This is a genomic window from Kitasatospora sp. NPDC048194 (assembly GCF_043202455.1).
In the GTDB taxonomy this organism is placed as follows: domain Bacteria; phylum Actinomycetota; class Actinomycetes; order Streptomycetales; family Streptomycetaceae; genus Kitasatospora.
On sequence record NZ_JBIDAK010000004.1, the window covers coordinates 118,216 to 131,727 of the forward strand.

Genomic DNA, 13,512 nt, shown 5'->3' on the forward strand with positions numbered 1-13,512 from the left:
GGTTGAACACGGGTGGAACAGCAGGCGCTCGGCGGGCCGATCCGACGGCCGGGCCTGTCCCTCAGCTCCGCCGGCCGCCGGGTCCACCTCCTGGCGCCGCCGGCCGCCGGGCCTGCGGAGCGGACGTCCCCGGCCCCGGCCCGGCGACCGCCCACCGCCCCCACGGGCGGACGGTCGCCGGGCCCTCGCGGCCGGTGCGGCGTCAGCCCTGGCAGATGCCGCGGGTGTAGTCGTACGTCGCGGCGGTCCGCGAGTACTGCCACTGGGGGGCGAGCACCCGCTCGTCGAGCTGCGCCGCGGCGGTGCGGTCCTCGACCACGTAGCCGAAGTCCTGCAGCCAGGCCGGGTAGAGGTTCTTGGAGCCGATGGCGAAGGCGGATCCGTCGACCGAGACCAGCTTGTGGTGGAGGGCGTACGGGTGGCCGTCGGCCCAGGTCGAACCGGCGGCGGCGCGGAACGGCGCGAGTTGGAGGTTTCCGCACATCGCCGCCCTGGCCCGGGCCGGGTCGCCGAGGCGGGCGGTGAGCCGGGCGGCGAGGGTGTCGCTGATCTCGTTCAGGGACTTGATCTGCGAGTAACCGCCGCTGCCGACCGCGCCCCGGTTGCCGGGGTCGCTGACCACGATGCGGACCTTCACGCCGTCGGCGAGTTTGGCCGCGAGCAGGTCGAAGAGCCGCACGTCGTAGCGGGGCATCGGCGGGCAGGTGCCGGTGACGTCCTGCTGGGAGATGTCGATGCGGCTGGTCGCGCTGGCGACCAGCGCGCGCAGCGCGCTCTCCTCCGGGTTGACCGTCTCGTAGTCGCGGTCGCCGTTGGTGTTGTCGTGCAGGCCGACCGGGCCGCACTTGAGATCGTCGGCGGCGGGCACCGGGCCGGGGCGGTAGGTGGAGACCGGGTCGCTGTCGCGGATCCCGGCACCCAGGCCGCCGACGGCGATCACCGACTGGCCGCCGGTGGCGGGCACGCGGTCGGCCGGCGGGTTGTGCCGCTTCTCCAGGTCCGGGGTGCAGGCGGCGCCGTTGGAGGAGGCGAACCAGGCGGCCGAGAGGACTCCGGTGTTGCGGCAGGTCCAGGCCCAGAGGGTGTCCAGGTAGGCACCGGCGGAGGCGGCGGCCGGACCGTTCAGCGCGAGGTCGACGTCGGTGACGGGGTGGGTGGTGTCCAGGTAGTCGGCCTTCCAGTTGTTGATCCCGCCGGCGATGACGCTCTGTCCGTCGACGACCAGCAGCTTGGAGTGGTTCCAGGAGAACGCGGTCCTGGCGGTGGTCATCGAGGCGACCTCGACGGTGACGGCGCGGGCGGCGCCACCCAGTTTGGCCACCAGGTCGTCGCGGTACTTCGACGGGAGCGCGGTGATGTTGTAGAGCGGCGCGGCTCCGGCGAGGATCCGCACGTGCGGCGTGTTCCCGGCGGCCACGGACGCCTTGAGGCCGTCCACGATGGCGTCCTGGAACGCGCCGTCCGGGAACGGCGCCAGGGTCGAGATGTCGACGGTGCGGGTGGCGCGCGCGATGTTCTCCCGCATCCTGTCGAGCAGGCGGCGGGTTCCGGTGCGCTCGGTGCAGGACGCGTCCCCCCAGCAGCCGGGGGTCTGCAGCAGCCAGCCGCCCGGGTCGTCGGCCGGCGCGTCGAGCCGGTTGCCGGCCGTCCGCTGCCACACCGTCCCCTCCAGGCCGGGGGACACCTGACGCAGCGCCTGTTCCACGGCGTCCAGGTGCGGGGTGGCGTCGGTCCGGGCCGCCGGCCCCGGGGCGGGGGCCGGGGCGGGCGCCGCAACGGCGGGGGCGCCGGGCAGTGCGCAGACGGCGGCGGCGAGGGCCAGTGCCGTTCCGGCGAGACGGCGGCCGGATCGGCGGGGCTGGTGATCGAGCACGTACAAGTCCTTCATGAGGGGCCGGGTTCGTTCACCCGGATGACAAGATCAAATTACCCTAAGGTAACCTGATGTAATGTCAGGGACCCATCACCGGAAGCACGTCGGCCCCGCACCGGTCGGGGCGGGGGCCGCGGGCGAGAATCCGAGCACCGTGCCGCGCACGAGGACGATCAGGGCGACGGGTGTGCGCCGTTGGGCACCGGCGGTGGCGGGGCTCGGCCTCCTGCTGGCGGGATGCGGGAGCGAGCACGTGGGAGGCGGGGCCGGGCCGGGGGCCGCGATGCCCTCGCCGAGCACGACGGCGGCGCCCGCCTCACCGCGCGACTTCCCCTGCCCCGGGGAAAGCCCGACGACGACCCCGGCGGCGGCCCCGACGTCGACGGGGGCGCCGGCCGGGCCGCCGTCGCCGCCGGACCACTACTGGGAGAACAACGGGTTCAAGATCCCCCTCCCGCTGCACGGACAGGCGCGCTGCGACGGGCTGTCGGCCGTCCAGCGGATCCGGGGCGCCCTCGAACCGCTGCGCCGGCGCGGGGATCTCACGGTCGGGAGCACCCGCACCGCGCTCACCGGCCTCGGGTTCGAGGACGGGAAGGTGACGGTGGACGGCAACGGTGCCGGCCTCAGCTTCCTGATCGACGCCACCGGCTCCCACCTGTGCCTGGAGGGCACCGTGAATCCGGCCGCCGTCACGGCGGAGGCCTTCGGGGGCTACCCGGACCACCCCGGCTGCGACGTCCCCCGCGGCGGGCACTGACCTCGGCCCGGCGGTCCCGGCGGCCCGAGGTCAGGCCGGCCACCTCAGCCGGCCGCCCCAGTCGGCCGCGTCAGCCGGTGACCTCGACCGTGACGTCGTACGTGCGTTGGTCCGGCGCGCAGTTGAGGGCCTCGCCGCAGACGGTCCGGGAGGCGGCGAGGTGGGCGGTGCCGGGCGTGCGGGCGGTGAAGGTGGTGGTCGCCGTGCCGCAGCCCCCGCCGGGGTGGCAGCCGGCGGACGGCGAGGTGGTCGGCGGGCCGGCCGGGGCGACGACGTCCGGGGCCGAGCTGGTGACGGCGGACCAGTAGGTGCTGTGCAGTTCGACGGAGACCGTCGTGCCGACGGCGACCTTCAGGGTGGTGTGGTCGGCCTTCTCGTCGGCGGTGACGGCGCCCGAGGCGGTCGTGGCCGTGGGCGTGGGCGCGGCCGTCCCCGTGGCCGTCGCCGTGCCCGTGGGCGCGGCCGTCCCCGTGGGCGCGGCCGTCCCCGTGGGCGCGGCCGTCGCCGTGGCCGTGGTCGCCGGGGCGGAGGAGGCCGCCGGGCTGGCGGCCGAGCCGCAGCCGGCCAGGGCCAGCAGCGCGGCGGCGCAGGTCAGGGTGACGGCGGTGGGTCTTCTCAGGTTCACGGTGGTTCCCTAGTGCCGGGGTACGAGCGGTGCCGGTTGGACGCACCGGCGCCCGGATCGGATCCCTTCCCCCGGGAGCGAAAACCGCACCGGGGCGGGCACGAGGCCCACCCCGGCGCGTTCGGCGCGTCGATCGTCAGGAGACGGTCACGTCGTCGTAGTAGGTGTAGGTCGGGTCACCCGGGTAGTTGTCGTCGTGGTTGCTCAGGGTGAGCGTGTAGGAGTGGCCCGGGGTGACGGCGGCCGTCTTGTTGGTCCAGGTGCCCGTGGTGGTGCAGGTCTTGGCGAGGACCGTGGTGGTGGTGCCGGTGGTGTTGTCCTTCAGGGTGGCGGTGGCCCAGTCGTAGGTGACGGTGTCGTCGCAGGTGTTGCTGTACCAGAAGGACAGCTTGCTGGAGCCGGTCGGCGCGGTGAAGGTCTGGGCGAGCGAGGAGTCCCCGGTCGGGCTGGTGGAGCCGACCATGGCGCCGTAGCCGCCGCTGTGGGCGGCGCCCGCGGTGGCGGAGGTGGAGCCGGCGGCGGTCCAGCCGGTCAGGCTGCCGGTCTCGAAGCCGCCGTTGGTGACGGATCCACCGCCCGAGGTGGTGGACTCGGTCCAGGTGAAGGTGGTGTTGCCGGCGGCGCCGGTGGTGTCGGTCGCGGTGACCGTGACGCTGGAGGTGCCGGCGGCGGTCGGCGTGCCGGAGATCAGGCCGGTCGAGGAGTTGATCGACAGGCCGGCCGGCAGGCCGGTGGCCGAGTAGGTCAGGGTCTGGCCGGTGGCCGAGTCGCTGGCGTGGATCTGCAGGCTGGCCGCGGTGCCGACGGTGCCGGTCTGGTTGCCCGGGTTGGTGACGGTGACCGTGTTGCCGTGGGTCAGGATGGCGTGCGAGATCGCGCAGGAGTTGGTGTCGTTCGACCAGCTGGCCTGCTCGGCGAAGGTGCCGAAGGAGCCGAAGGAGACGTTCGCGGCGCCGCCCGTCGAGCCCGGCTGGATCCAGGCGCACTCGTCGGAGTTCTCCTGGCCGTTGTACGAGCTGCCGGACACGTGGTTGGTCCAGCCGCCGGCCGGGTTCTGGTCGGACATCATCTCGTGCCACTCGTGGCCCAGCGTCATCGTCCAGCCGTCCAGCGTGCCGGGCGAGTTGACGAAGCCGACGCCGCAGCTGGCGCCCTGGTCGATGTTGTACGGCTGGTTGGAGAAGGCGATGTCGCCGTAGGGCGAGCTGGCCGCGCCGCCGGTGAGGGTGGTGTCGCCGTTCCAGTCGTGCCAGGCGCAGTACCCGGTGGTGGGGTTCTGGTAGTCGTCCGGGTTGGTGCCGTGCGGCGAGAGGATGACGTAGTACGCGTCGCGGTTGGAGGCGGCCGTGGTGTTGCCGAAGTGGCCGGCGGCCTTGACGGCCTCCTGGGCGAGCTGGTTGCCGGTGGCCTGGGCGGGCGAGGCGGCCGCGTTGTCGTACCAGACGCCGGCCAGGACGCCGCCGCTCTGGTACGGGATGAAGTTGGCGTTGGACGGGCAGCTGGTGGCACCGGTGGCGACGTTGGGGCCGTCGCACCACTGGGTCAGGTCGGCCGACCAGGTCTCGCCGTTGGTCCCGATGCCCTTGAACATCTGCTGGGTGGCACCGGCGGCGCCGGCCGAGTCTCCGGAGAACTTCGCGTTCCCGTTCGCGTCGGTGGTCTGGGTGCCCCACTGGGTGCCGTAGAAGACCAGGTACACCTTGGAGTGCCCGCTCTGCACGCCGATGCCGTCGACGCCGCCGCCGTAGGACAGCGTCTGCTGGCCGGTCGCCGCCGCCTGGTTGTGCGCGGCGAGCCACTGCTTGTAGTTCTCGTGCTGCTTCATGTTCGGCACCGCGCCGTGGCGGTACGGGTGCCCGTTCTGCGGGCTCCAGGGGTTGAACTCGTTGGCGGTGCTGCCCGAGGAGCTGGAGATGTCCTGGGCGGCGGCCGGGCCGGCCGCACCGGCCAGGCCTGCGGCGGCGAGCGCGAGCGACGCCATTCCGGTGAGCGCCGCGTACTTCGCGCGCCGCATTCTGCGGGAGTGACCCATGGGGTGGGGGTGCCTCTCTCTGCCGATCGCCCGCACGGCCCGGGGGGCGGCGGACGATCCCTTTGTGGGGAAGGGAGCTGACGGCGAATTCCGTTCGAAAGCCGAATCCGGCGATGTGTTCCGGCACCCGGATTTGACTGCCCGTCGGCTGGGGCCGCCGTCTGCTGGCATGAGGAAAGCAGAGCTGATGAACGCGGGTCAACGGCGAAGGGTAAGGAATCATTAAGAGTGGGTATCCGGGCAGGTGGAGCCCGTGATCGGCAGGGAGTTCAGAGCTTCGGCCATTCACTGAATAGTGGTCACAACACTGTTTCCGAATTCAGTGAAACCGTCGCATCGTCAACAACTTCGCGATTCACTGTGAACGGCCGCCGTGCCCGTTCCCGGCCTCCGCCGGGGGGCCTATTCCGGGCTCAACTTCCCGTGGCCGGACGCGGGGCGTCGATCTCGGCCCAGACCGTTTTGCCGTCGTCGTGCGGCAGCGCGCCCCAGCGGGTGGCGGTCTTCTGGACGATGAAGAGGCCGTGCCCGCCGGGCAGGCCGGGGTGGTGGGGCCGGCGCGGCTCGGGCAGGGTGGTCGACCGGTCGCCGACCTCGATCCGCAGGCGGGCCTCGGAGGCGTCGAGGACCAGTTCCACCGGACCGCCGGCGTGCAGGGTCGCGTTGGCGACCAGCTCGGCGACGAGGAGCACGATGTCGTCCCAGGCACCGGCGGCGCCCGTCGGCCACGACCAGTCGGCGACGGCCTGCGCGGTGTACGTCCGGGCGCGGGCGACGGGCTTGGGCAGCCCGGCGAGGTGCAGGCGGCGGCGCTGTCCGCCGGGGGGCAGTGTGGGACCGGCACCCGACCGGTCGCCGTCCAGGGTGGCCCGGCTGGTCGTCATGAACGGGTTCCCCTCCGTTTCGGCACTGGGTGGCTCTCCGCTTCGCCTGCTCGGCTTCCCGACCGCCGCGGGATCATGCGCGATCGCCCGGCGGCAGCGGTCACAGCGGCGCCGTCAGTGCGGCCTCCAGGGACGGGTGGAGCGAGAACACGCTGTCGGCGCAGGTCAGTTCCAGCAGCCGCCGGACCGCTTCGGACGGGGCCGAGAGGCGGAACCCGACGTCCGCCGCGGTGGCCGCCAGCCGGGTCCTCAGCAGCAGGTTCAGCCCGGAGGAGTCGCAGAAGTCGACGTGTCCGAGGTCGACGACGAGCAGCGGCGGATGCCGGTCCACCAGGTCGTCGAGCGTGCTCCGCGCGGGGGCCAGCGTCTCGACGTCGAGGTCGCCCGCCAAGGCGCAGACCACGGCGAGGTTCTCGGTGTGCCAGGTGCGGACGGCCAGGTCGGGCCGGACCGGACCACCCGTCGCCGCGTCGAAGCCGACCAGTCGCAGCCCGGGCAGTCGGGGCTCGGGCAGTCGGGGCTCGGGCAGTTGGTGTCCGGACAGGTCGGGCCGGCGCAGTCGGGCCTCCGGCGAGTGGGGCCGGCGCAGGGGCGCCCCGGTCGGCCGGAACCGCGCCGGGGTGCTCGGCGGCGGCGGTTCGAAGGCGGCGGGGACCGGGGGCACGGTCGTGGGCCCCTCCTCCTCCGGCGTCGTCTCCTCAGGCCGCATCGTCCTCGCACTCCCTCCACGGGCGTCCTCCACGAGCCTAGGCACGTCGATGCCGTTACGGCCAGGCCCTGGCCCGAATTCGACCGGTCCCGGACGGTCCCGCGGACCGTGACCCGGGTTCAGGTGATGGCGAGGCCGGCGCGCAGGCGCTTCATCGTGCGGCCGAGCAGACGCGAGACCTGCATCTGGGACAGCCCGAGCCGGTCGCCGATCTGGGCCTGGGTGAGGTCCTCGCCGAAGCGCAGCGACAGGATGAGCCGGTCGCGCTCCGGCAGCGCCGCGATGAGGGGCTTGAGCGCGATCAGGTCCTCGATCCTCGCGTACCTCGGGTCCTCCTCGCCGAGGCACTGGAGGAGGGTGGCCGGCTCTCCGTCCTCCCCCTCGGCGGCGGGGGCGTCCAGGGAGCCGGCGGTACGGCCGTTGGCGGCGGCGAGCCCGTCGACCACCTCCTCCTCCGGCAGTCCGAGGTGTTCGGCGAGCTCGGGCACGGTCGGCGCGCGGCCCAGCCGCTGGAACAGATCGTCGCGGGCCTTGGCGAGATCGATGCGCAACTCCTGGAGGCGTCGCGGCACGTGGACGGCCCAGGTGGTGTCGCGGAAGTGGCGACGGATCTCCCCCAGGATCGTCGGCAGGGCGTAGGTGGTGAACTCGACGCCGTGGCCGGGGTCGAAGCGGTCGACCGCCTTGATCAGGCCGAGCGAGCCGACCTGCACCAGGTCCTCCTCGGACTCGCGCCGCGTGCCCAGGCGGTGCACCGCTATCCGGACCAGGGACAGGTTGAGCTCGATGAGGGTGGCCCGCACGTACGAGTACGCGCGGGTGCCCTCGTCGAGCGCCGCGAGCCGGACCAGCAGCACCCGGGTCAGCTCGCGCGCGTCGGCGGGCGCGACCCGCCGGACGTCCTCGATGCCGGCGAGTTCGGGGAGGGCGGGGCGGGAGGCGGTCGGAGCGGTGACGGACGGCGCCGCCCGGCCCGGGGCCGTCGCGCGGTGGAGGAGGTCGTCACCGGTCGTGGCCATGGCTTTCCCTTCCGCTCGGCCTGCGGTCCGCCCCCGGTTACCCCCGGGAGCCTCGTCCATGCCCCTCCCCGGGTGCGGATCGCGTGAACTTCCCTGCCGGGCCGGCGAGTAGTCGAGACGGCACACACTGTGCATGCCCGGCCCGGATCGGGGCACCCGGACCGGTGTGGACCGCCGCAGGGGCGGCGGAGTCGGGGGAACCCGGACGCCGGAGGTCGAGGAGGAGACGATGGGACGGATCGAGGAGTCGGTCGAGGTGGCGGCGCCGCTCGACGAGGTCTACGGGCAGTGGATCCGCTGCGAGGACTTCCCGCAGTTCATGCGCGGGGTGCTGAGCGTCGACGTGTCGGGCCCCGGCAGCAGCAGCTGGGTGGTCGAAACCGCCGGCGGCCGACGGGAGTTCGAGGCGGTCACCACGGAGGTGGTGGAGGGCGAACGGGTGGCCTGGGACGGTGGGTCCGGCCCGGTCCGCCACAGCGGCGTGGTGACCTTCCATCACGTGGACGAGCGCACCACCCGGGTCATGCTGCAGCTGGAGATCGAACCGCACGGGCTCTGGGAGCACCTCGCGGAGGCACTCGGCTTCGTCGACCGCAGGGTCATCGACGACCTGAACGACTTCAAGCACCACGTCGAGCTGAGCAGCGGGGCCACGGCCGGTTGAACGGCCTGCTGCCCCGGACGGCGTTCCGGACGCCGAAGGGCGATCCGAACGCATGAACCTCGACATCGGGGGCAGTCGAGCGGACACGACCGGCCGGGCCGTACGGGAGGGCCCGGTCCACGAGGAAGCGAACGGAGGCAGTCATGAGCGAACGACACGACATCTGGCAGTTCCGCACGGCCGCCGGGCACACCGCCGGCACCGACCTCATCGGCTTCCACGTCGAGGCCACCGACGGCTCGATCGGCAAGGTCGACAAACTGTCCGAGGAGGTCGGCGAACAGTACCTGGTCGTCGACACCGGCCCGTGGATCTTCGGCAGGCGCGTCCTGCTCCCGGCCGGCACGGTGACGCGCATCGAGATCGCCGAGCAGAAGGTCTACGTCGACCGGTCCAGGGACGAGATCAAGCACAGCCCCGACCTCGACGAGTCCGAGGACCACCAGGAGAACGACACCCGCGAGCGCTTCGGGCCCTACTACGACCGGTTCTACGGCGGCCGGATCATGTGACCCGGCAGCGGCCGGACACCGCGCCGGACCGGTCGGCCCCGCCGGAGACGCCGGCACCACCGGAGGGGCCGGCGCCACCGGAGGGGCCGGCGCCACCGGCCGGGCGAGCACCACCACGGGTCAGCACCGGACGGGACTGACCGCGGCAGACCGACGGAAGGACCGGCCGCGACCGTCCCGCTGCGGACGGAACGGGGAAGGAGAACCCGCTCGATGGAACGTCTCACCACCCGGATCACGATGCGGCTGATGACCGGGGACGAACGCAGCCGGGACCTGGAGGTCGGCTGGTCCTACCGGGCCGACGATCCCCACGCGGTGGACCTGGACTTCTCGTCCTACCAGCCGGGCACGGTGTGGACGCTCTCGCGCGATCTCCTCGTCACCGGCCTGCTCCACCCTGCGGGAGAGGGCGACGTCCACGTGACGCCCTACGACAACGACCGGGTGCTGGTGGCACTCGGCGGCCGCGAGGGCGTGGCCCTGCTCGCCGCTTCCGCCGAGCCGGTCGCCCGCTTCCTGGCCGCCACGGCCGGCATGGTTCCGCCCGGGCGCGAACACACCCGGATCGACTGGGACCAGGGCCTGAAGGACCTGCTGGCCGCCTGAGCCGTCGGGCCCTGCCCTCGGCGGCGGGCGGGGCCCGGCGTCATCCACCCCACGGCCCGCCGGACCGCGGCCCCGCGAGACCGGCCTCCCGGACCGAGCCTCCACGAACCACGCTCACGCGCCGAGCCCACGGACCCGCCTCGCGAACCCGGCTCACGCGCCGAGCCCACGGACCGAGCCGGTGAACCCGGCTCACGCACCGAACCCACGGAACGACCGAGAGGAGCCCCCATGACCAGCGCACCCGCCCAGCCGGGCGTCCTGCCGCAGCCCGACGAACCGCCGGGGCCGCCGATGCCGGTGCCCCCGGAACCGGCCCGGCCGCCCGGCCCGCCCGTGGTCCCCGACCCGCCGCCACCACCCGGTTCGCCCGTCCCGCCGCCGGACCCACCACCGGCGCCCGGCCCCGTCCGGCCGGCCCCCGGCCCGGCCGCGCCCCGACCGGGGCATCCCCATCCCCCCGAGCCGCCGGACTGACCGGCGGTCAGCGAGCCCGGTCACGGGCCGACGGACGCCGCCCAGCTCCCCCGGGCGGCGTCCGTCGGCGTGGTGGCACCGCCTCCCGCGACCGGGCGTCACCGTGCCCAACTCCCGCAGACAGGAAGGAGACCGGCACATGTGGAGTCTGCTCCGCCTCGCCGTCGTCGGTGTCGCGGCCGCCCTCTTCACCTATGGCCTCGACCGGATGATGCAGTTGGTGGCGCGGCGGCTGACGATCCAGGGCAGTGCCGAGGGTGTCCCGCGGATGGTACGCAGGTGCCGCCGCCCGGTGCTGGCGCTGACGGCGTGCCTGCTGCTCTCCGCCGCACAGCCGTGGATCGACCCGCCGACCGCCACCCGCGAGGAGCTGCGGCACCTCCTCGTGATCCTCTCGATCGCCGCCGGCGGATGGCTGTGCGCCCGGGTGGTGGCGTTGCTGGTGGACAGCGCGCTGAGGCTCGCCGTGCACCGCCGCGACGCGGCCTGGGCCGGCCGGGCCCGCACCCAGGCCAGCCTGCTCGGCCGGATCTGCCAGGCGGTGGTCGCCGTCGCCACCCTCGGAGCCGTGCTGATGACCTTCCCGGCGGTCCGCGGGGTCGGCACCAGCCTGCTGGCCTCGGCCGGGCTGGTCGGCGTGGTGGCCGGTGTCGCGGCGCAGAGCACGCTGGCCAACGTGTTCGCCGGGGTGCAGATGGCCTTCGGCGACCTGGCCCGGATCGGCGACGTCGTCGTGGTGGCCGGTGAGTGGGGGACGGTCGAGGAGATCACCCTGACCGCGGTGGTGATAGCGACCTGGGACCAGCGGCGGCTGGTGATGCCGATGTCCTACTTCGTCGGCCGCCCCTTCGAGAACTGGTCGCGCCGCACCAGCCGGATCACCGGGACGGCGCTGCTCCACCTCGACCACCACACCCCGGTCGGGCTGCTGCGGGAGGAGTTCGACGCCTTCCTGGCCAAGAGCGACCTCTGGGACGGCCAGGGCAGCGCGCTCCAGGTGGTCGACACCACCCCGACCACGATCGTCGTCCGGGCCCTCGCCACGGCGGCGAACGCCGACGACGCGTTCGAACTGCGGTGCAGGCTTCGTGAGCACCTGATCGGCTACCTGCGCGACCACCACCCCTACGCGCTGCCGCGCGTCCCGGTCGCGGACGCAGCGTCGGACCGGGTCCCCGGGCAGCTGCGGGAGGGCGACGTCACGGTGCCCCGCGGCCGCATGCCCTGACCCACCCGCCGGGGCCCTGCCGCTGGCCGCGCCCCTCCCCGGGCTCCGCCGACGCGACGCTGACGGACCGCCGACGCGACGCCGACCGCCGGCGTCACGTCGGCGGTCCGTCAGCCCTCGTCCCGACCGCTGCCGGCCCCGGGCTCTCCCGCTCCGGGCAGCTGGTCCTTGATGAGCTGCATCACCGAGCTGTCGGTGAGGGTGGTGACGTCGCCGAGACTGCGGTTGTCGGCAACGTCCCGCAGCAGGCGGCGCATGATCTTCCCGGAGCGGGTCTTCGGCAGCTCCGGCACCACCAGGATCTGGCGGGGCCGGGCGATCGGGCCGATCTCGTGGGTGACGTGGGCGCGCAGTTCCTCGGCGATGTCGCGGCCGCCGTCGCCCGCACCGGTCGCCGCGTCCGCGCGCAGGATCACGAACGCGACGATGCCCTGCCCGGTCGTCACGTCGGCCGCGCCGACCACCGCTGCCTCCGCCACCTTCGGGTGGGAGACCAGCGCCGACTCCACCTCGGTGGTGGAGATCCGGTGGCCGGACACGTTCATCACGTCGTCGACCCGGCCGAGCAGCCAGATGTCGCCGTCCTCGTCCTTCTTGGCCCCGTCCCCGGCGAAGTACACCCCCGGGAACCGCGACCAGTAGGTGCCGAGGTAGCGCTGGCGGTCCCCCCAGATGGTGCGCAGCATGGCCGGCCACGGCTCGGTGAGCACCAGGTATCCGCCGGCGCCGTTCGGGACCGGCACACCGTGGTCGTCGACCACCTCGGCGCTGACCCCGGGCAGCGGGCGGAGCGCCGACCCGGGCTTGCAGACGCTCAGGCCCGGGAGCGGACTGATCATCTGGGCACCGGTCTCGGTCTGCCACCAGGTGTCCACCACCGGGCACCGGTCGCCGCCGATGGTGCGCCGGTACCACATCCAGGCCTCCGGGTTGATCGGCTCGCCGACCGAGCCGATGATCCGCAGACTGCTCATGTCCCAGGCGGCCGGCACCTCCTCGCCCCACTTCATGAACGTCCGGATCGCCGTCGGCGCGCAGTACAGGATGCTGACCCGGTACTTCTCGACGATCTCCCACCACCGCCCCTGGTGCGGGGTGTCCGGGGTGCCCTCGTACATCACCGAGGTGGCGCCGTTGGCCAGCGGACCGTAGACGATGTACGAGTGGCCGGTCACCCAGCCGATGTCCGCGGCCGTCCAGAAGACGTCCCGTTCGGGCTTGAGGTCGAAGACGGCCCAGTGCGTCCAGGCGACCTGCGTCAGATAGCCACCCGAGGTGTGGAGGATGCCCTTGGGCTTCGCGGTCGTCCCCGAGGTGTACATGATGTAGAGCGGGTGCTCGGAGTCGAAGGGCCGCGCCTCGTGGTGCGGCGACTGCCGGTCCACCAGGTCGTGCCACCAGACGTCCCGGCCCGGGGTGAACGACACCTCCTGACCGGTGCGGCGCACCACCACCACGGTGCGCACCTCCGGGCAGTCGGCCACGGCGTCGTCGACGGCCGGCTTCAGCGCGGAGGCGGAGCCCTTGCGGTAGCCGCCGTCCGCGGTGATCACCACCCGGGCGTCGCAGTCGATGATGCGCCCCCTGAGGGCGTCGGCGGAGAAGCCGCCGAAGACGACGGTGTGGGGCGCCCCGATCCGGGCGCAGGCGAGCATGGCGATGGCCGTCTCCGGGATCATCGGCATGTAGATCGCCACCCGGTCGCCCTCCCGCACGCCGAGTTCGGTCAGCGCGTTGGCCGCCCGGCAGACCTCGTCCTTGAGCTGCGCGTAGGTGAGGGTACGGGTGTCACCGGGTTCGCCCTCCCAGTGGAAGGCGACCCGATCACCGTGTCCGGCCTCGACGTGCCGGTCGACGCAGTTGTGGGCGACGTTGAGACGGCCGCCGACGAACCAGCGGGCGAACGGCGCGTCCGACCAGTCGAGCACCTCGGTCCACGGCTCGGCCCAGCTGAGCCGCTGCGCCTGCGCGGCCCAGAAGGCCAGCCGGTCCCGCTGCGCCTCGTACACCGTCCGCTCCGTGACGTTGGCGGACGCGGCCAGCTCGGCGGGCGGCGGGAAGCGGCGCTCCTCGTGCGACAGGTTGGACAGCGTCTCGTTGGACGGAGTCTCGTCAGTCAT

12 protein-coding genes are annotated in these 13,512 nt (G+C 73.4%); 5 read left to right on the forward strand and 7 right to left on the reverse strand.

The window, feature by feature from the left end; translation table 11 throughout:
• Window positions 1-202 precede the first annotated feature (202 nt).
• Window positions 203-1,873: a phospholipase gene (locus ACGF07_RS07485; protein ID WP_392896266.1), complete on the reverse strand. Its 1,671-nt coding sequence runs from the start codon at window positions 1,871-1,873 to the stop codon at window positions 203-205.
• Between the two features lie 283 nt (window positions 1,874-2,156).
• On the opposite strand from ACGF07_RS07485, the gene ACGF07_RS07490 reads away from it, so the two are divergent.
• Window positions 2,157-2,633, forward strand: coding sequence for a hypothetical protein (locus ACGF07_RS07490; protein ID WP_392896268.1), 477 nt, complete (start codon window positions 2,157-2,159; stop codon window positions 2,631-2,633).
• A gap of 70 nt (window positions 2,634-2,703) precedes the next feature.
• Here ACGF07_RS07490 and ACGF07_RS07495 read toward each other — a convergent pair whose 3' ends face one another.
• The 5 genes from ACGF07_RS07495 to ACGF07_RS07515 form a co-directional block, all read right to left on the reverse strand.
• Complete coding sequence (locus ACGF07_RS07495; RefSeq protein WP_392896270.1) at window positions 2,704-3,258, reverse strand: hypothetical protein; 555 nt, start codon at window positions 3,256-3,258, stop codon at window positions 2,704-2,706.
• Between the two features lie 136 nt (window positions 3,259-3,394).
• Entirely contained in the window at window positions 3,395-5,272 is a 1,878-nt protein-coding gene (locus ACGF07_RS07500; protein WP_392896272.1) for a putative Ig domain-containing protein, read from the reverse strand.
• 431 nt (window positions 5,273-5,703) lie between these two features.
• Complete coding sequence (locus ACGF07_RS07505; protein WP_392896274.1) at window positions 5,704-6,174, reverse strand: ATP-binding protein; 471 nt, start codon at window positions 6,172-6,174, stop codon at window positions 5,704-5,706.
• Between the two features lie 100 nt (window positions 6,175-6,274).
• Window positions 6,275-6,838, reverse strand: coding sequence for an STAS domain-containing protein (locus tag ACGF07_RS07510; protein ID WP_392896276.1), 564 nt, complete (start codon window positions 6,836-6,838; stop codon window positions 6,275-6,277).
• A gap of 164 nt (window positions 6,839-7,002) precedes the next feature.
• Window positions 7,003-7,902: a SigB/SigF/SigG family RNA polymerase sigma factor gene (locus ACGF07_RS07515; protein WP_392896278.1), complete on the reverse strand. Its 900-nt coding sequence runs from the start codon at window positions 7,900-7,902 to the stop codon at window positions 7,003-7,005.
• 229 nt (window positions 7,903-8,131) lie between these two features.
• Here ACGF07_RS07515 and ACGF07_RS07520 point away from each other — a divergent pair, with 229 nt between their 5' ends.
• From ACGF07_RS07520 to ACGF07_RS07535, 4 genes are all read left to right on the forward strand, one after another.
• Window positions 8,132-8,566, forward strand: a complete 435-nt coding sequence (locus ACGF07_RS07520; RefSeq protein WP_350737579.1) for an SRPBCC family protein — start codon at window positions 8,132-8,134, stop codon at window positions 8,564-8,566.
• A 143-nt stretch (window positions 8,567-8,709) separates the two neighbouring features.
• Complete coding sequence (locus ACGF07_RS07525; protein WP_350737576.1) at window positions 8,710-9,078, forward strand: PRC-barrel domain-containing protein; 369 nt, start codon at window positions 8,710-8,712, stop codon at window positions 9,076-9,078.
• 213 nt (window positions 9,079-9,291) lie between these two features.
• Window positions 9,292-9,687 carry an SsgA family sporulation/cell division regulator gene (locus ACGF07_RS07530; protein ID WP_392896281.1) on the forward strand — a complete coding sequence of 132 codons (396 nt, stop codon included), beginning with the start codon at window positions 9,292-9,294 and terminating at the stop codon, window positions 9,685-9,687.
• Window positions 9,688-10,303: 616 nt separating this feature from the next.
• Window positions 10,304-11,392, forward strand: coding sequence for a mechanosensitive ion channel family protein (locus ACGF07_RS07535; RefSeq protein WP_392896283.1), 1,089 nt, complete (start codon window positions 10,304-10,306; stop codon window positions 11,390-11,392).
• A gap of 110 nt (window positions 11,393-11,502) precedes the next feature.
• Here ACGF07_RS07535 and acs read toward each other — a convergent pair whose 3' ends face one another.
• On the reverse strand, window positions 11,503-13,512 hold the full coding sequence (gene acs, locus ACGF07_RS07540) for an acetate--CoA ligase (RefSeq protein ID WP_392896285.1): 2,010 nt from the start codon (window positions 13,510-13,512) through the stop codon (window positions 11,503-11,505).

Bases quoted from the DNA above. Each gene is read 5' to 3' on its own strand.
- ACGF07_RS07490 (WP_392896268.1), top strand. From the start codon at position 2,157: ATGCCCTCGCCGAGCACGACGGCGGCGCCCGCCTCACCGCGCGACTTC.
- ACGF07_RS07500 (WP_392896272.1), bottom strand. From the start codon at position 5,272: ATGCGGCGCGCGAAGTACGCGGCGCTCACCGGAATGGCGTCGCTCGCG.
- ACGF07_RS07505 (WP_392896274.1), bottom strand. From the start codon at position 6,174: ATGACGACCAGCCGGGCCACCCTGGACGGCGACCGGTCGGGTGCCGGT.
- ACGF07_RS07515 (WP_392896278.1), bottom strand. From the start codon at position 7,902: ATGGCCACGACCGGTGACGACCTCCTCCACCGCGCGACGGCCCCGGGC.
- ACGF07_RS07520 (WP_350737579.1), top strand. From the start codon at position 8,132: ATGGGACGGATCGAGGAGTCGGTCGAGGTGGCGGCGCCGCTCGACGAG.
- ACGF07_RS07525 (WP_350737576.1), top strand. From the start codon at position 8,710: ATGAGCGAACGACACGACATCTGGCAGTTCCGCACGGCCGCCGGGCAC.
- ACGF07_RS07530 (WP_392896281.1), top strand. From the start codon at position 9,292: ATGGAACGTCTCACCACCCGGATCACGATGCGGCTGATGACCGGGGAC.
- ACGF07_RS07535 (WP_392896283.1), top strand. From the start codon at position 10,304: ATGTGGAGTCTGCTCCGCCTCGCCGTCGTCGGTGTCGCGGCCGCCCTC.
- acs (WP_392896285.1), bottom strand. From the start codon at position 13,512: ATGACTGACGAGACTCCGTCCAACGAGACGCTGTCCAACCTGTCGCAC.